Raw genomic sequence first — 16,192 nt, 5'->3', positions numbered from 1 at the left:
GGTGATACCCCATGATTCGTATTTCATCCCAACAGATCTTTTCCGGCGGCATCAATCGTCTGCAGGGCATCAACAGTAACCTGGTAGACACCCAGCAGCAGATCTCCACCGGAAAGAAAGTGAACAAGCCGTCTGATGACCCGGTGGCCGCCGCGCGAATTCTCAAGCTGGATCAGTCGCTGCAGCGCATAGAAACCTATGGCCGCAACGCCAGCCTGGCAGAAAACCGGTTGAAGCAGGAGGAAAGCACCCTGGCGGGGGCCGTGGATATTATCCAGCGGGTGCGGGAACTCACAGTGCAGGCCGGTAACGGTTCACTCTCCGCCAACGATCGCCAGTCTATCTCGGCAGAATTGAAAGAGCGGCTTGGCCAGTTGGCGAACCTGGCAAATACCCAGGATGCTTCGGGTGAATATATCTTCAGCGGGTTTCAGGGCAGCACCCCGGCTTTTGCCAAGGATGGCGCAGGCAACTATGTCTACCAGGGTGATGAAGGCCAGCGCGTGCTGGAAATCGATGACGGCGTCACAGTGCCCATCAGTGACCATGGCAAAGGTATTTTCGTAGATATTGCCAAGGCCCTGTCGGTGAAAAGCAGCTCGTCCGCAGACGGCTATGTTTCCGGGCTTGAGCTGATTGCACCAACAGACCTGAGCAATGCGTTCAGCCCCGGTGTGCCTGATGACTTAACCATTACTGTCGCCAACGCGGCCGGTGAGTTGTCGATTACTGCAAATGGTGGCGCCCTGGATCTGACGCCAGCACCGCCCCCGGTTGTCGGAGAGGAGTTTGTGGTAGCGGGCGTGAAGCTAACCGTGAATGATGCCGTGTTCACACCACCGGGCCCTGGGGATTCCTTTACCGTGGGTGTGAGCGAAAAGCAGTCGATTTTCGGCACCATTGAGACGATGATTGATGGTTTGGAGAGTATTTCCAAAACAAGCCCGAAGTCGACGGCAGAATACGATGCCCTGATCGCAGAAACCCTGGCCAATCTCGACAATGCTCAGGAGTCTATCATCCTCAAGCAAACCGAGTTGGGTGGCCGTCTGAACGCGGTAGAGTCCACCACCGCGTTTCTGGAGGATTCCGGCCTCTACACCAAAGAAATCCGTTCGCAATTGCAGGATGTGGACTATGCGGAAGCGATCAGTAACCTGACCTTTCAGAGCTTTGTGCTGCAGGCGGCGCAGCAGTCGTTCGCCCGGGTTTCCCAGCTTTCGCTGTTTGATCGTTTGTAATCAGTTGAGGCTGCGTGAAATTTTTGCGGCCAGACCTGTTGATTTCAGGCTCGGGCTCAGTATAATCCCTCGCACTCTCCGATGGCGGCGTGGTGAAATTGGTAGACACGACGGATTCAAAATCCGTTGGGGTAAAACCCGTGGCGGTTCGAGTCCGCCCGCCGCTACCACTTATTCGGCCGCAATCTGCGGCGTCGTAAACAGCCCGGCCCATGAACGTCTCCGATTTTCATTTTGATCTGCCGGACGAGCTTATTGCTCGCTACCCGCTAGAACAGCGCAGTGCTTCCCGTTTATTCAAGCTTGACGGGCCATCCGGCCAAACCTCGCATCTGAATTTTACTGATCTTCCTGGCCTGTTACAGCCCGGCGACCTGCTGGTGTTCAATAATACCCGGGTGATTCCGGCCCGCCTGTTCGCCCTCAAAGAAACCGGCGGCAAGGTGGAGGTGCTGGTGGAGCGGGTGTTGAGCGATTCTTCGATTATCGCACACACGCGGTCGTCCAAGTCTCCCAAGCCGGGCCAGAAACTGGTTCTGGAAGACGGCAGTGAGCTGGAAATGACTGGCCGAGAAGGCGCGCTTTTCCAATTCGAGTATCGGGCTGATGAGTCGGTATTGGATTTGCTGGAGCGGGTGGGGCACATGCCATTGCCGCCCTATATGGAGCGGGACGATGAATTGTCGGATCGTGAGCGCTACCAGACCGTTTATGCCCGTGAGGCTGGAGCAGTGGCGGCGCCGACTGCCGGGCTGCACTTCGACGATGACATTCTTGCAGAGCTGGAGCGGGGCGGCGTTGAATTCGCCTACGTTACCCTGCACGTGGGTGCTGGCACCTTTCAGCCAGTGCGGGTGGATCGCATTGAAGATCATGAAATGCACAGTGAAATCGCCCATGTTCCTGCGGAAACTGTTGCTGCTGTGGCCCGTACCCGGGCAAGAGGTGGTCGTGTTGTTGCGGTAGGCACAACCTCTGTGCGCTCCCTCGAATCCGCGAGCCAGGCGGGCCGCCTGGAAGAATTTCGGGGCGACACGAATATCTTTATCTATCCCGGTTACCAGTTCCAGACCGTGGATGCCATGATCACCAACTTTCATTTGCCGGAATCGACATTGATCATGCTGGTGAGCGCCTTTGCGGGCTTCGAGAATGTGATGGCGGCCTATGCCGAGGCGGTTGAGCAGCGCTACCGTTTTTTCAGTTATGGCGACGCCATGTTCATTAGCTCCCGTGAGCCGAGCTCTGGCAGTGTGGCGGCTGCTGGCAAACCTGATACAGATTCCTCTGGAGATATCCTGTGAGTACTGAATGCTTCATGTCTTTTGAAAAGCTCGGTGAAGATGGCAAGGCCCGCCGTGGTCGCCTGACTTTTCCCCGTGGTGTGGTGGAAACACCCGCGTTTATGCCCGTGGGCACCTATGGCACGGTTAAAGGCATGCTGCCACGGGATATCGAGGAAATCGGAGCCCATATTATTCTCGGCAATACCTTCCACCTTATGCTTCGCCCGGGCACTGAGGTGGTCAAGGCGCATGGCGATCTGCACGATTTCACCCAGTGGCAGGGCCCGATCCTGACCGATTCCGGCGGTTTCCAGGTGTTCAGCCTGGGCGAAATGCGCAAGATCACCGAAAAGGGCGTGACCTTCCGCTCACCGGTCGACGGCTCAAAGGTAGAGTTGTCTCCGGAGATTGCCATTCAGGTGCAGCGTGACCTGGGTTCCGACATTGTTATGATTTTCGATGAGTGTACGCCTTATCCGGCCACCGAAAAGCAGGCCAAAGACTCCATGGAGTTGTCGCTGCGTTGGGCTCAGCGCAGCAAAGACGCGCATCAGGGTAGCCCGTCGGCGCTGTTTGGTATCGTTCAGGGCGGCATGTACGAATCCCTGCGGGATCAATCGCTGGAAGGCTTGACCAGTATTGGGTTTGACGGCTACGCAATCGGTGGTCTGTCGGTGGGTGAGCCAAAGGAAGACATGATCCGGATTCTGGACTATCTGCCACCAAAAATGCCGGAGGACAAGCCGCGCTATCTGATGGGGGTAGGGCGCCCGGAAGACCTCGTTGAGGGGGTGCGTCGCGGTGTTGATATGTTCGACTGTGTGATGCCTACCCGCAACGCCAGAAACGGCTATCTGTTCACATCCACCGGCATTGTAAAAATCCGCAACGCCAAGAACCGGCACGACACCGGGCCCCTTGATGAGCGCTGTGATTGCTACACCTGTAAGCACTTTTCAAAGAGTTACCTGCACCATCTCGACAAGTGCGGCGAAATGCTCGGTTCCCAACTCAACACCATTCATAATCTGCGCTTTTATCAGAACCTGATGAGTGGATTGCGTGGGGCCATTGAAGCAGGTACATTGTCCGACTTTGTTAGCGAATTCTATGCCTTACGAGGCGAAGCAGTGCCGCCTTTGGGCGATTCCTGAACAATCTTTGTATTACATAAGTCAATAAACGGAGAATCTGAATGAAATCAATCAAACTGCTCATTGCCAGCTTGCTGACGTTGTTGCCTGGACTGGCTCTGGCCCAAGATCCTGGTGCACAGGGAATGAGCGTGATGGGGCAGGTTATTTTCTTCGCCGGTTTCATCCTGATCTTCTACTTCCTGATCTGGCGCCCCCAGTCCAAGCGTGCGAAAGAGCATAAGGCGCTGATGTCTGGCCTGAACAAGGGTGATGAGGTGGTTACCTCCGGTGGTGTTGCTGGTCGCATTACCAAAGTAACGGACGACTTCATCGTTCTGGAAGTAGCCGACAACGTTGAAATCAAGATTCAGAAAGTGGCCGTGGGCGCAGCCCTGCCAAAAGGCACTCTCAAGGACATCTGAGCCGGCACCCGGGCGCATCCATGATGCGCCTTTTCATTTATTGACTGGCAGAAACACCGAGGCTGGCACCGCAGCCGGCTTGAAGGATTCTCATGCTGAACAAGTATCCGCTATGGAAAAATCTGGTCATCGTGTTCGCACTGGTGATCGGGTTTATATACGCCCTCCCGAACTTTTTCCCGGATGATTATGCCATCCAGATTACCGGTGCCCGGGGCAGTACCGAAGTTGAACAACGCATTCTTGATCGTGCGCTCGCCAAGCTTGAGGAAGAGGGCATTGAGGTTAAGTCCAGCCTTCTGGAAGAGCGTGACGCGCTTATTCGGCTAACCAGCTCAGACGATCAGTTGCGCGCCCGGCCTGCCGTTCAGGCGGCCCTGGGTAACGAGTACCTGGTCGCCCTGAACATGGCGCCGTCTACCCCGGGCTGGTTGCGTAGCCTGGGCGCAGGCCCTATGAAACTTGGTCTTGATTTGCGTGGCGGTGTCCACTTTCTGCTGGAAGTGGATATGGATACGGCGCTGAATCAGCGCCTCGAAGCCCTGTCTGGCCAGATCAAGCGTGAGCTTCGTGAAGAGCGTATCCGTTATCGCGGTGGCGATATCGAGAATCGCACCAACATTGTGCTCAGCTTCCGGGACGAAGCCGCCCGCGCCGAGGCCTTCAAGCTGGTTCGCGATCAGTACAACGAGTTTCTGCTTGATGAAAGCAGTAATGGCAGCGAGTTTCTGCTGACACTGAGGCTGTCTGAAACCGAAATCAAGAATATTCGCGAGTACGCCCTTGAGCAGAACCTGACCACCATTCGTAACCGGGTGAATGAGCTTGGCGTGGCCGAGCCTCTGGTACAGCGCCAGGGTGCCGACCGGATTATTGTTGAGTTGCCGGGGGTGCAAGATACCGCACAGGCGAAGCGGGTGCTTGGTGCCACTGCAAACCTGGAATTCCGTATGGAGGCCCGTCAGGATGCGCCTTCTGCTGAGACCGAGCAATTCCCGTTCCGCGACAATGCCCAGCGCACCGCGCGCCTGGAGCGTGATGTCATTGCTACCGGCAATAATGTAGCCAATGCCCAGCAGGCGTTCGACGAGAATGGCCAGCCACAGGTAAATATCACCATGGACTCTGTGGGCGGTGACCTGATGAACCGGGCCACCCGCAACAACATTGGCCGGCGCATGGCGGTACTCTTTATTGAATACCGAACTGAAACAGAATCCCGTGAAGTGAACGGTGAGCTGCAGGAAGTTGAAAAGCGTGTGGTCGAAAAGGGCATTATCAGCCTGGCGACCGTGCAATCCGCTCTTGGCAGCAGTTTCCGTATTACCGGTCTGGACTCCATTCCGGAGGCGTCGGAACTGGCCCTGTTGTTGCGGGCCGGGGCTCTGGCAGCGCCCATGTATTTTGTTCAGGAGCGTACCATCGGCCCCAGCCTTGGCCAGAAGAACATCGATGCAGGTATGACCTCGGTCATGCTCGGTTTCGGGCTGGTGTTGCTGTATATGCTGGTGTTCTACCGTGGCTTCGGGGTGGTGGCCAGTATTGCGCTGACCCTCAACCTGATGCTGCTGGTGGCGTGCATGTCGATCCTGTCGGCAACCCTGACGCTGCCCGGTATTGCCGGTATCGTTCTGACAGTGGGTATGGCTGTTGATGCCAATGTGCTGATTTTCGAGCGGATAAAAGAAGAGTTAAGGGCGGGAGCGCCGCCGCAGACCGCTATTAATGCGGGCTATGGCCGGGCCTTCGTGTCTATCTTCGATGCCAACGTAACCACACTTCTGGTTGCGGTCATCCTGTTTGCCATGGGCTCTGGCCCGGTAAAAGGTTTTGCCGTTACCCTGTGTGTGGGCATTCTTACCTCTATGTTCTCTGGCCTGATGATCAGCCGTAGTATGGTTAACCTGGTTTATGGCGGCCGCAGAGTCGAGACACTTTCCATTGGCGGGAGGCTGAACAATGCCGGATAAGCAAAAGCAGCCATTTGACTTTATGGGGCTGCGGAAAGCGGCCTCGGTTCTTTCGCTGGTGCTGGTGATCGCCTCTATTGCGTTGCTGGCGGTGCGTGGGCTGAACCTTGGAATGGACTTTACCGGTGGTACCTCGGTGGAGTTGGAATACGAAGTGGCACCGAGCCTGGATGATGTCCGAAATACACTGACCGGCGCGGGTTACGAGCAATTTTCGGTGCAGAACTTCGGTGCAGATACCACGGTCCTGATTCGCATGGCCGAAGCTGGCAACGATGAGTTGGCCCGTGAGGTTTCTGGTGTGCTGGGTGCGGATGGTGATCGTCTGGAGTTGGTGAGCACGGAGTTTGTCGGCTCGCAGGTAGGCGAAGAGCTCAAGGAAAGTAGTGGCCTTGGTTTGTTGCTTGCCCTGGCGGTGGTGCTGATTTACGTAGGTATGCGCTTCCAGTTCAAGTTTGGTATCGCATCGGTGATCCCACTGGCTCACGATGTGATCATTGTGCTGGGGGCGTTCGCCCTGTTCCAGTGGACGTTTGACCTGACGGTGCTGGCGGCTCTGTTGGCGGTTATCGGGTACTCCCTGAATGACACCATTGTGGTAGCCGACCGTATTCGGGAAAACTTCCGCAAGATGCGCGAGGGCGAGGCCTGGGACATTATCAACCAGTCCATCCACGAAACCATCACTCGTACGATCAATACCTCAGGCACCACGCTGGTGGTATTGCTGGCGTTGTATTTTCTGGGTGGTGAGGCCATCAATAACTTTGCGCTGGCGTTGATTATCGGTGTTGTGGTGGGTACTTACTCGTCGATTTACGTCTCGGCCAACATGCTGATGGCGACGGGCGTTACCAGGGAAGACCTGATGGTACCAGCGAAAGAGGGTGCTGGTGGCGAAGAGGAAGAGCAGCCGCCAGAGTGGCTGAATCGGATGTAAACGGCGATCGCCGTTTACCCGGCACAAAAAAACCGCCAGCCCCGAGGGAGTGGCGGTTTTTTTATGCCAGCAACGCTATCAGCGCGGCAGGCGGCCCCGGAATGGGTGCAAGGTTTTCAGCAGTTCCCGGAACAGTTTGGGGTTTGCCACAATCACCTGTTTGGCGCTGGCCACGGACGGATTGCCGGAGAAGTCGCCAGCGATTGCGCCGGATTCTGTCGCCAGGGTGATGCCCAGGTCAAGGTCTGCGGCGTCCGGGCGGAAGATAACCGCGGCGTCGAGCAGGCCAGCCGAGACGCGTGCCATGTCGAGGCTCAGGCAGCCAGAGGTTCGGAACATGGCAGTGTCCCTTGCCAGAACAGCGGCCATTTCACCCCAGATCATCGGGTCGTCGCCCTGACGGCTCTGATCAAGCAAATTGCTTGCAATGGCTGCGCGAGCGGGTTGCTTGGTGTCGGAGGTGCGTACGCGGCGGCTGTTGAGCGCTGCGCCGTGGCCGCGGCTGGCGGAGTATTCTTCGCCAGTCACCGGGTTTACCAGTAACAGGTTCTCGGTGCGATTGTTCTTCTTCTGTGCCAGTGCCAGCGCGAATTCGGGGATGCCCCGAACAAAGTTTTCGCGCCCCAGCAGCGGGAAGATATGCCAGCTTTTTTCATGACTGCCAGCATCGGCCTCGCCTAGTTCGGCAATAGCGTGATCTTTGTATGCCTTTTGCAGCTGTTCGGAGAAATTGTCGTAAATTGATTTCTCTACACGCTCAAGTTGCAGGTAGCGCTCGGATTCTTCCTTGCTATTCGGCTCCTGGCGTTCGAAGTGGGCTTTCAGGTAGTCAGATCCCTGTCGCGCAACGCGCAGGGCCATTTTAATCGCTGGTTGCATCTGAGTGTTCATTATCCGGGTGTGTGAAGGCCGGTAAGGATAGCAAAACTGGCAGCTATTGTCTGTTTTTTGACTCCGCAAAAGCACGGATATTAACGCAGGACAGCTGCAAATTGCCGGATTTCGGCATTTCCCGAGCGCGGAAAATTCCACATTTCTGTTATCATGGCCGACTTTTCAATTTTGCATCGATCAACAGGTTCATGCCATGCACAAGCCCGCGTTGCCTCTAGAGGGTACCGATACCTTTAACGACCAGATCCGGATCGTTCTCGTTGAAACCTCTCACTCCGGCAATATTGGTGCGGTGGCTCGGGCCATGAAGAATATGGGGTTGGGCAACCTCTGGCTGGTGAATCCGGTGTCGTTTCCGGATGAGGCCTCCTATGCGCGTTCGTCCGGGGCGTCGGATGTGCTGGATCGGGCGCAGGTGGTATCTTCTCTCGATGAAGCGCTGGCCGATTGTGTGCTGGTGATGGGCACCAGTGCCCGGGGCCGGAAAGTTCCCTGGCCGGTTATGGCTCCGCCTCAGGCTGCTTCAAAAGCCTGCCAGTACACGGCCCAGGGGCAGGTGGCGCTGGTGTTTGGCCGGGAGAATCACGGCCTCTCCAATGAGGAGTTGCAACGTTGCCACCACCACATCCATATTCCTTCCAACCCGGATTACAGCTCACTCAATCTGGCGATGGCAGTGCAGGTGGTGTGCTACGAGTTGCGGATGAACTATCTGCGCGGGCTTGAAGACAGTGAAGGCAACCCCTACCTTGAAACCATGGCGGCGCCGGGCGACCGCGGCTGGGATGTGCCGCCTGCACCGGTCAGCGATGTAGAGGGCTTTTTTGCGCATCTGGAGCAGGTTCTGGTGGAGATTGATTTTCATCGTACAGACAAGCCAAGGCAGTTGATGACCCGTCTGCGCAGGCTGTTTCAGCGGGCCCGGCTGGATCAGATGGAGGTCAACATTTTGCGGGGCGTGCTGAGTGCGGTGCAAAAGAGCGCTGGCCAGGCCAAAAGCGGTACAGAAGAAAAAGCGACAGTAGCCACAAACAAAGAGCAGGATTAACGGTATGTTCGAGCGAATTCGGGAAGACGTTGGTAGTGTTTTTCACCGGGACCCTGCTGCCAGAAACACCTTTGAAGTATTAACCAATTACCCGGGGCTGCACGCCCTGCTACTGCATCGGCTATCGCACTGGCTGTGGGGGCAGGGGCTGAAATGGCTGGCAAGAACCATTTCTACGCTGGCGCGTTGGTTTACCGGCATTGAGATACATCCGGGTGCCAGCATTGGGCGTCGGTTTTTCATAGATCACGGCATGGGTGTGGTGATTGGTGAAACCGCCATTATTGGCGATGATGTCACCCTCTATCAGGGTGTTACGCTGGGCGGTACCAGCTGGAACAAGGGAAAGCGCCATCCGACAATTGGCAATGGCGTTGTTGTGGGTGCGGGCGCGAAGATTCTCGGACCCTTCGAGGTGGGTGAGGGTGCCAAGGTGGGCTCTAACTCAGTTGTTACCAAGGCTGTACCTGCAGGCGCCACCGTGGTGGGTATTCCTGGCCGGGTCATCGTTAAACGGCAGGGTGAAGACGATCTTCGGCGCAAGCAAATGGAGGAGCGGATGGGCTTTGATGCCTATGGTGTGACCGAAGAAATGCCCGACCCTGTGGCCAGATCCATGCGTGCTTTGCTGGATCATATGCATGCCGTCGACGACCGCATCGAGGTTATGTGCAAGGCTTTGCGCAAGGTCAATAGCGAGTACCAGAACAAAGATCTGCCACCCATCGACGAGAGCGATTTCGACTGTGTGCAGGAAGAATCCGATGTGCAGGATGAGCGAGGTCAAGGCTGAATACTTGACTGTTTTACTCGGTCAATTCATACTCGCCGCTGTAAATCGAGATTCGTTCTCGCATTGGGGTTGAGACTATGAAGCTGACCACAAAAGGCCGCTATGCCGTAACGGCAATGTTGGATCTGGCGCTGCATGCAGGGCAGGGGCCGGTGAGTCTGGCGGATATCTCGACCCGGCAAGAGATTTCCCTTTCCTATCTGGAACAGCTCTTCTCCCGTCTGCGCCGCCATAAACTGGTGGGTAGCGTTCGCGGCCCCGGTGGTGGCTATCGTCTGAGTCGCTCTGCCGATGACATCTATGTTGCCCAGGTTGTGGATGCAGTCAGCGAATCGCTGGATACCACCCGGTGTGGCAACAAAGGCGATTGTCAGAATGGCGAGAAATGCCTGACTCATCACCTATGGTCTGACCTGAGTGACCAGATCCATCAGTTTCTGAGCGAAATCAGCCTGGGCGATTTGATGCGCAAGCGTGAAATTCGCCAGGTGGCCGATCGCCAGAACCGAAAGCAGTCCGGCGATGGCCCGGATGCGGTCAACACCCAACGTCTCACCGACCAGGCTCCGGCCTGAAATAACATTTCTTAGCCTATTATGAAAAAGCCCGTATATCTGGATTACGCGGCCACGACGCCCGTTGATCCTGCTGTTTATGAAGAAATGATCAAGTGCCTGACTCTGGATGGCAACTTTGGTAATCCAGCGTCCCGCTCCCATGGTTACGGCTGGCAGGCCGAAGCAGTGGTAGAAAACGCCCGCCGTCAGGTGGCTGAGCTGATCCATGCAGACCCTCGGGAAATCGTCTGGACATCCGGCGCCACTGAATCTGACAACCTCGCCATCAAGGGTGTGGTTGAGCTGCACGACAGCCCGCACATTGTTACCTCGATTATTGAGCATAAGGCGGTGGTGGATACCTGTAAGTGGTTGGAGCAGATGGGCGTGCCTGTTACCTGGCTAACGCCGGAAACCGATGGTCGGATTGCGCCGGGCGCGGTCTGTGATGCGCTGCAAGATAACACCGTTCTGGTTAGCCTGATGATGGTGAACAACGAGCTGGGCACGGTGACCGATATTGCCACCATTGGTCAGCGGCTTCGGGAGCGGGGCGTGCTGTTTCATGTGGATGCGGCACAGGCGGCGGGCAAGCTCCCAATCAACGTGGCTGAATTGAATGTGGATCTGCTCTCGTTGTCCGGGCACAAGGTCTATGGCCCGAAAGGCGTGGGTGCGCTGTACGTCCGCCGCGCCCCGGACGTTCAAGTTGTGGCCCAGATGCATGGCGGTGGTCACGAACGTGGTATGCGCTCCGGTACCCTGGCAACGCATCAATTGGTGGGTATGGGCAAGGCGTTTGAGTTGGCTGCCGCAGGGCTGGGCCAGGAAATGGAGCGCTTGGAGCAGTTGCGGTTCGCATTTCTGGAAGGGTTGTCCGGGCTGGATGGCGTGCAGTTTAACGGTTGCGAGACGGATCGCGTGCCGGGCATTGTCAATCTTTCGTTTGACGGCGTCGACGCCGAGTCTCTGATGCTCGGGTTGCGTAATCTGGCGGTATCTTCCGGTTCTGCCTGCGCCTCGGCCACCATGGAGCCGTCTTATGTGCTCCGTGGCATCGGAGCCAGCGACGAGAGAGCGCATCGGGCATTGCGGTTTTCCTTCGGCCGCTTCACCGATGAGCAGGAAATCGCCTTCGCTTGCGAGCAAATCAAGGAAGTTGTGGAGCGACTTCGCGCGGTACGGTAGGCAGTTGCACCTCGACTGCGTATAATCGGCCCGCTGAATTTTAACCCTAACCTGATTGGAGAAAGATCATGGCAAACGAGCGCACGCTCTCTATTATCAAGCCAGACGCGGTAGCAAAAAATGTTATCGGTGAAATCTACAGCCGTTTTGAAAAAGCGGATCTGAAAATCGTTGCTGCCAAGATGATGCACCTGACCCAGGAGCAGGCTGAAGGCTTCTATGCCGAGCACAAAGAGCGCCCGTTCTTCAACGATCTGGTAGCCTTCATGACCTCCGGCCCGGTGGTTGTTCAGGTTCTGGAAGGTGAAGGCGCGATTCTGAAGAACCGCGACCTGATGGGTGCCACCAACCCGAAAGAAGCCGAAGCCGGCACCATTCGCGCTGATTTCGCGTCTTCTATCGACGCCAACGCTGTTCACGGTTCTGACTCAGCTGCATCTGCAGAGCGTGAAGTGGCGTATTTCTTCAACGACAACGAAATCTGCCCGCGCGGCTGATGTTGTTGTTTCAGGGGTAGCATTTGCTGCCCCTGAATTGGGTATCTGATCGAGGTTATGTAATGTCTGCCCCTTCCGACAAAGTCAATCTTCTGGGAATGCCCAAGGCAAAACTGGAGGCATTTTTTGAAACTCTGGGTGAGAAGAAATTCCGTGCCCAGCAGATTCTCCAGTGGATGCACCAGCGCGGAGTGGATGACTTCGATCAAATGACCAATATGAGCAAGGTGCTCAGGGACAAACTCAAGGAAGTGGCCGAAGTGCGGGGCCCGGAAGTGGTTTACGACGAAACATCCCGCGACGGCACCCGAAAGTGGGTGATGCGCATGGATAACGGCAACAGCGTTGAAACCGTACTGATACCCGATGGCGAGCGAGGCACGCTGTGCGTATCGTCCCAGATTGGCTGCAGTCTTGACTGCACCTTCTGCTCCACCGGTAAGCGTGGTTTCAATCGCAACCTGACGGCGGCCGAGATTATTGGTCAGGTATGGGTTGCCCGCCGGGCATTCATGCCGTTCGACCCGACCGACCGGCCCATTACCAATGTGGTGATGATGGGCATGGGAGAGCCGCTGCTGAACTTCGAGAACGTGGTCGATGCCATGAATCTCATGATGGAAGATCTGGCCTATGGCATTTCCAAGCGCCGGGTGACGCTCAGTACCTCGGGAGTGGTGCCGGCGCTTGATCGCCTGGGTGAGGTTACCGATGTTTCACTGGCTATCTCGCTGCATGCCCCCAATGATGAGCTGCGGAATAAACTTGTTCCCCTGAACAAGAAGTATCCGATTTCCGAATTGCTCGCCGCAACCCGGCGTTACCTTGCCCGTTTACCGGACAAGCGAAAGGCAACAATCGAATATACCGTTATTCAGGGTGTGAACGATCAGCCGGAGCATGCCCGGGAACTCGCAGTCATCCTTAAAGGCTTGCCTTGCAAGATCAACCTGATACCGTTTAACCCGTTCCCGGAAAGCGACTTCAGTCGCCCGAGCATGAACGCCACACGGCGGTTCCAGACGGTATTGAACGAGGCGGGCTACGTTACAACCATCCGGACCACGCGCGGGGACGACATCGATGCAGCTTGCGGGCAACTGGTTGGCCGGGTAGAGGACAGAACCCGCCGCAGCCAGCGCTATATTGCGGTGCAGCAAGTTAACCCCTGAGCCAAACGTGATGCCGGGCAGGAGAAGGTATCCAGTGATGGTAAAGAAGGTATCCGAGAGCAGAACAATGGCCCTGATAATGGGGCTTGTTCTTTTGATGTCCGGCTGCGTTACAACCACCGATAGCCGTTTCAGCCGCGAAGCAGATCGTCAGAAGGCGCTGGAAAACTACGTCCAGCTGGCCACCGCGTACATCGGGCAGGGCAATCTCGACCGCGCCCGCACCCACCTTGAGCGGGCCCTTGAAATTGAGAGCCGTTATGCTCCGGCGCTGGCTGCTCAGGGCCTGATCTACAGTGCCGAGAGCGAAGAAGATCTGGCGGAAAAAAGCTTTCGCTCTGCGTTGTCGGCAAATAGTAGCTACACCCGTGGCCGGGTCTACTATGGTGCGTTTCTGTTCAGTAAAGGCCGGTTTGAAGAGGCCAGAACACAGTTTGAGGTGGCATCCAAAGACACCGCATACAAGGATCGGGGCGGCGTATTCTATAGTCTCGGCCTGACCAATGAGCGCCTGGGAGATGTATCCGGCGCAGAGGCTGCCTATCGTCGTGCCGTAGAACTCACCCGCGGGGAGGCCCGGACGCTCCTGTCGCTGTCGCGTATTCTGGTAGAGCAGGGCGATTATACAGATGCTTCCCGTTACTACAGCCGCTTGCAGACCTTGATTTCACGCAACACCCGCTTGACGCACTCCCCCGAGAGTCTGTATACCGGCATTCGAATTGCTAGGCATTTCAGTGATCGCGACCAGGAGGCCAGTCTGGCGCTTATGCTGCGGAACGAATATCCTGATTCGGTCGAATATCAACAGTATAAGGTACTGATTGACAATGAGCGGTGAGGAAAAGGCAAAGCCAGTAGCAGAAAGTTCGGTTGGCCAGCAGCTCCGGCGTGCGCGGGAGTCGCTGGGCCTGAGCGTCGGAGCCATTGCGGACCAGCAGCACCTTCGGCCTTCAATCATCCAGTCGATCGAGGCTGGGCAATACAGCAAGATCGACACCGAGTTGTTTCTTAAAGGGTATGTTCGGGCCTACGCCCGGCAAGTGGGCCTGGATCCGGATGCTGTCATAAGCGCTCTGGACGCCGAGCTTGAACCGCTGCGCCAGGAGCGTGAACAGCAGCAAAAAGCCAACCCGCTGGTCGATATAGCCCGCAAGAAGAAGCGCAAGCGCCAAATCGCCAAGTTTGTGATGGTAATGTTGTTGTTGCTGGTAGCAGGCGGCTTGATCTTCAACTATGCGGCAGACAAAGACTTATCGATGCTGACCGGCAAGGACGCTCCGGAATCCGTCGAAGACACACCAGATCCAGATGCCCGTGACTCAATTGGAGCCGACAGGCCTGCGGCAGCCGAAGACAATATCCCTGAGTCTATCGAAGACGTTGAACCCGATGCGGAGCGCCCTGATCCGGCGCCAGATGCACAAGCAGAGCAGCCGGGCGCCCCTGTTGAAACGGCAGATGTCGAAGCAGACAATGCGTCCGGCGTGCAGGAATCGAATCGAGTGGCCGAAGACGCGCCGGAGAACGTTGCTGACGCTGCCGGTGCACAGCCTGTTGTCGAGGTTTCAGAGCCTGAGGTTACGGCAATGCAGCCAGCTGCGACCACCGTCACGGAGGCTGTGGCGCCCGGAGTGCGGCTTGAAATGGCTTTTGCCGATGACTGCTGGGTGCAGGTTTCCGACGGAGAGGGCAATCGCCTTGCCAGTGCCTTGCGCCGCCGCGGCGATACCCTGGATGTTTCGGGGCAGCCACCCCTTCGTGTGGTTATTGGCGCAATGAGCGCTGTACAAAGTCTCGAGTTTCAGGGCGAGCGTCTGGATCTTGCCAGTTTTCGCACGGTTAATAATCGCTCCGAGTTTACCCTTGAGCCCTGATCCACATTATCCCGAACAGAGTGTTGGTTGAGTTTCATGAAGCAAGAGTCCCCGATCAAAAGACGTCAATCCCGCAAGATTATGGTGGGTGATGTAGCCGTGGGTGGTGATGCGCCTATCGCCGTTCAAAGCATGACCAACACCAACACCTGCGACATAGATGCAACCGTTGCCCAGATCAAGGCAATTCAGGAAGCCGGTGCGGATATTGTCCGGGTATCGGTACCGTCGATGGAAGCGGCGGAGGCTTTTGGCCGGATACGCCAGCAAGTGTCGCTGCCATTGGTGGCCGATATCCATTTCGATTACAAGATCGCCCTTCGAGTTGCCGAACTTGGAGTGGACTGTCTCAGAATCAACCCGGGCAACATTGGCCGGGACGACCGTGTCAATGCAGTCATCAGCGCAGCCCGGGATCGTGATATTCCCATTCGTATCGGTGTCAATGCCGGTTCTCTGGAAAAGGCGCTTCAGCGCAAGTACGGCGAACCGACACCGGAAGCGCTGGTGGAATCTGCCATGCGCCACATCGATATTCTCGACAAACACGATTTTCAGAACTTCAAAGTAAGCCTCAAGGCCTCCGACGTGTTCATGACGGTGGCGGCGTATCGTCAGATAGCCAGCCAGATTGATCAACCTTTACATCTGGGGATCACCGAAGCGGGCGGATTCCGTTCGGGCACAGTCAAGTCTTCTATTGGCCTGGGTATGCTGTTGATGGACGGCATCGGAGATACCATTCGGGTGTCTCTGGCGGCAGACCCGGTGCAGGAAATCAAAGTCGGGTACGATATTCTCAAAAGCCTGAAGTTGCGCAGTCGGGGTATTAACTTTATCGCCTGCCCCAGTTGCTCTCGCCAGAACTTTGATGTCATCCAGACCATGAATGATCTGGAGTCCCGCCTTGAGGATGTTAATACCGCCATGGATGTTGCCATTATTGGCTGCATCGTCAATGGCCCCGGCGAAGCCCGGGAAGCCGATATCGGGTTGACCGGGGGCTCTCCCAAGCACCTGTTCTACATGGGGGGCAAGCCCAACCAGAAACTGGACAACGCCAATCTGGTGGATGATCTCGAACGCCTCATTCGTGACGAGGTGGCCCGCCGCAAGGAACAGGAAGAAGCCGTGATTGTGAAGTCTTCGGACTGAACGGCAGGCAGCAACG

16 protein-coding genes and 1 tRNA gene are annotated in these 16,192 nt (G+C 56.4%); 16 read left to right on the top strand and 1 reads right to left on the bottom strand.

The genetic code is table 11. The annotated features are described in order from the left end of the window. The first annotated feature begins 11 nt into the window (after positions 1–11). The 7 genes from flgL to secF all read left to right on the top strand — a co-directional run bounded on the left by flgL (position 12) and on the right by secF (position 6,995). Entirely contained in the window at positions 12–1,241 is a 1,230-nt protein-coding gene (gene flgL, locus C7H09_RS13920; protein ID WP_106763658.1) for a flagellar hook-associated protein FlgL, read from the top strand. Positions 1,242–1,324: 83 nt separating this feature from the next. Continuing rightward, positions 1,325–1,411, top strand: a tRNA-Leu gene (locus C7H09_RS13915). Positions 1,412–1,453: 42 nt separating this feature from the next. Then, entirely contained in the window at positions 1,454–2,545 is a 1,092-nt protein-coding gene (gene queA / locus C7H09_RS13910) for a tRNA preQ1(34) S-adenosylmethionine ribosyltransferase-isomerase QueA (RefSeq protein ID WP_106763655.1), read from the top strand. Between the two features lie 14 nt (positions 2,546–2,559). Then, complete coding sequence (gene tgt / locus C7H09_RS13905; protein WP_106763653.1) at positions 2,560–3,681, top strand: tRNA guanosine(34) transglycosylase Tgt; 1,122 nt, start codon at positions 2,560–2,562, stop codon at positions 3,679–3,681. Between the two features lie 41 nt (positions 3,682–3,722). After that, positions 3,723–4,085: a preprotein translocase subunit YajC gene (gene yajC, locus C7H09_RS13900; RefSeq protein ID WP_106763650.1), complete on the top strand. Its 363-nt coding sequence runs from the start codon at positions 3,723–3,725 to the stop codon at positions 4,083–4,085. 92 nt (positions 4,086–4,177) lie between these two features. Next, positions 4,178–6,055 carry a protein translocase subunit SecD gene (secD, locus tag C7H09_RS13895; RefSeq protein WP_106763648.1) on the top strand — a complete coding sequence of 626 codons (1,878 nt, stop codon included), beginning with the start codon at positions 4,178–4,180 and terminating at the stop codon, positions 6,053–6,055. Beyond that, positions 6,045–6,995: a protein translocase subunit SecF gene (secF, locus tag C7H09_RS13890; protein ID WP_106763646.1), complete on the top strand. Its 951-nt coding sequence runs from the start codon at positions 6,045–6,047 to the stop codon at positions 6,993–6,995. Before secD ends, secF begins: the two co-directional genes overlap by 11 nt. A 78-nt stretch (positions 6,996–7,073) precedes the next feature. Here secF and C7H09_RS13885 read toward each other — a convergent pair whose 3' ends face one another. Then, entirely contained in the window at positions 7,074–7,874 is an 801-nt protein-coding gene (locus tag C7H09_RS13885; RefSeq protein WP_106763644.1) for an inositol monophosphatase family protein, read from the bottom strand. A 208-nt stretch (positions 7,875–8,082) separates the two neighbouring features. On the opposite strand from C7H09_RS13885, the gene trmJ reads away from it, so the two are divergent. The 9 genes from trmJ (at position 8,083) to ispG (ending at position 16,176) form a co-directional block, all read left to right on the top strand. Then, a complete protein-coding gene (gene trmJ / locus C7H09_RS13880; RefSeq protein ID WP_106763642.1) occupies positions 8,083–8,937 on the top strand; it encodes a tRNA (cytosine(32)/uridine(32)-2'-O)-methyltransferase TrmJ in 855 nt (284 codons plus the stop codon). 4 nt (positions 8,938–8,941) lie between these two features. Beyond that, complete coding sequence (cysE, locus tag C7H09_RS13875; protein WP_106763640.1) at positions 8,942–9,730, top strand: serine O-acetyltransferase; 789 nt, start codon at positions 8,942–8,944, stop codon at positions 9,728–9,730. A 77-nt stretch (positions 9,731–9,807) separates the two neighbouring features. After that, positions 9,808–10,305 carry a Fe-S cluster assembly transcriptional regulator IscR gene (gene iscR / locus C7H09_RS13870; protein ID WP_106763638.1) on the top strand — a complete coding sequence of 166 codons (498 nt, stop codon included), beginning with the start codon at positions 9,808–9,810 and terminating at the stop codon, positions 10,303–10,305. A gap of 21 nt (positions 10,306–10,326) precedes the next feature. Further along, positions 10,327–11,475: an IscS subfamily cysteine desulfurase gene (locus C7H09_RS13865; RefSeq protein ID WP_106763635.1), complete on the top strand. Its 1,149-nt coding sequence runs from the start codon at positions 10,327–10,329 to the stop codon at positions 11,473–11,475. A gap of 68 nt (positions 11,476–11,543) precedes the next feature. Next, positions 11,544–11,972 carry a nucleoside-diphosphate kinase gene (gene ndk / locus C7H09_RS13860; protein WP_106763633.1) on the top strand — a complete coding sequence of 143 codons (429 nt, stop codon included), beginning with the start codon at positions 11,544–11,546 and terminating at the stop codon, positions 11,970–11,972. Between the two features lie 62 nt (positions 11,973–12,034). After that, complete coding sequence (gene rlmN, locus C7H09_RS13855) at positions 12,035–13,144, top strand: dual-specificity RNA methyltransferase RlmN (protein ID WP_106763765.1); 1,110 nt, start codon at positions 12,035–12,037, stop codon at positions 13,142–13,144. A gap of 37 nt (positions 13,145–13,181) precedes the next feature. Beyond that, a complete protein-coding gene (gene pilW, locus C7H09_RS13850) occupies positions 13,182–13,985 on the top strand; it encodes a type IV pilus biogenesis/stability protein PilW (RefSeq protein ID WP_240616596.1) in 804 nt (267 codons plus the stop codon). Further along, positions 13,975–15,021, top strand: a complete 1,047-nt coding sequence (locus C7H09_RS13845; protein ID WP_106763631.1) for a RodZ domain-containing protein — start codon at positions 13,975–13,977, stop codon at positions 15,019–15,021. Before pilW ends, C7H09_RS13845 begins: the two co-directional genes overlap by 11 nt. 36 nt (positions 15,022–15,057) lie before the next feature. After that, complete coding sequence (ispG, locus tag C7H09_RS13840; RefSeq protein WP_106763629.1) at positions 15,058–16,176, top strand: flavodoxin-dependent (E)-4-hydroxy-3-methylbut-2-enyl-diphosphate synthase; 1,119 nt, start codon at positions 15,058–15,060, stop codon at positions 16,174–16,176. The last annotated feature ends 16 nt before the right edge of the window (positions 16,177–16,192 follow it).

Origin of the sequence: Marinobacter fuscus (genome assembly GCF_003007675.1) — a bacterium.
Taxonomy (GTDB): Bacteria; Pseudomonadota; Gammaproteobacteria; order Pseudomonadales; family Oleiphilaceae; genus Marinobacter; species Marinobacter fuscus.
Note: the sequence above shows the minus strand (reverse complement) of the source record. Positions and strands in the feature narration are given on the sequence as shown.

Coding starts and splice junctions, on each gene's coding strand:
- C7H09_RS13845 (WP_106763631.1), top strand. CDS start 13,975: ATGAGCGGTGAGGAAAAGGCAAAGCCAGTAGCAGAAAGTTCGGTTGGC.
- tgt (WP_106763653.1), top strand. CDS start 2,560: ATGTCTTTTGAAAAGCTCGGTGAAGATGGCAAGGCCCGCCGTGGTCGC.
- rlmN (WP_106763765.1), top strand. CDS start 12,035: ATGTCTGCCCCTTCCGACAAAGTCAATCTTCTGGGAATGCCCAAGGCA.
- yajC (WP_106763650.1), top strand. CDS start 3,723: ATGAAATCAATCAAACTGCTCATTGCCAGCTTGCTGACGTTGTTGCCT.
- secF (WP_106763646.1), top strand. CDS start 6,045: ATGCCGGATAAGCAAAAGCAGCCATTTGACTTTATGGGGCTGCGGAAA.
- flgL (WP_106763658.1), top strand. CDS start 12: ATGATTCGTATTTCATCCCAACAGATCTTTTCCGGCGGCATCAATCGT.
- trmJ (WP_106763642.1), top strand. CDS start 8,083: ATGCACAAGCCCGCGTTGCCTCTAGAGGGTACCGATACCTTTAACGAC.
- C7H09_RS13865 (WP_106763635.1), top strand. CDS start 10,327: ATGAAAAAGCCCGTATATCTGGATTACGCGGCCACGACGCCCGTTGAT.
- cysE (WP_106763640.1), top strand. CDS start 8,942: ATGTTCGAGCGAATTCGGGAAGACGTTGGTAGTGTTTTTCACCGGGAC.
- queA (WP_106763655.1), top strand. CDS start 1,454: ATGAACGTCTCCGATTTTCATTTTGATCTGCCGGACGAGCTTATTGCT.
- iscR (WP_106763638.1), top strand. CDS start 9,808: ATGAAGCTGACCACAAAAGGCCGCTATGCCGTAACGGCAATGTTGGAT.
- pilW (WP_240616596.1), top strand. CDS start 13,182: ATGGTAAAGAAGGTATCCGAGAGCAGAACAATGGCCCTGATAATGGGG.
- ndk (WP_106763633.1), top strand. CDS start 11,544: ATGGCAAACGAGCGCACGCTCTCTATTATCAAGCCAGACGCGGTAGCA.
- ispG (WP_106763629.1), top strand. CDS start 15,058: ATGAAGCAAGAGTCCCCGATCAAAAGACGTCAATCCCGCAAGATTATG.
- C7H09_RS13885 (WP_106763644.1), bottom strand. CDS start 7,874: ATGCAACCAGCGATTAAAATGGCCCTGCGCGTTGCGCGACAGGGATCT.
- secD (WP_106763648.1), top strand. CDS start 4,178: ATGCTGAACAAGTATCCGCTATGGAAAAATCTGGTCATCGTGTTCGCA.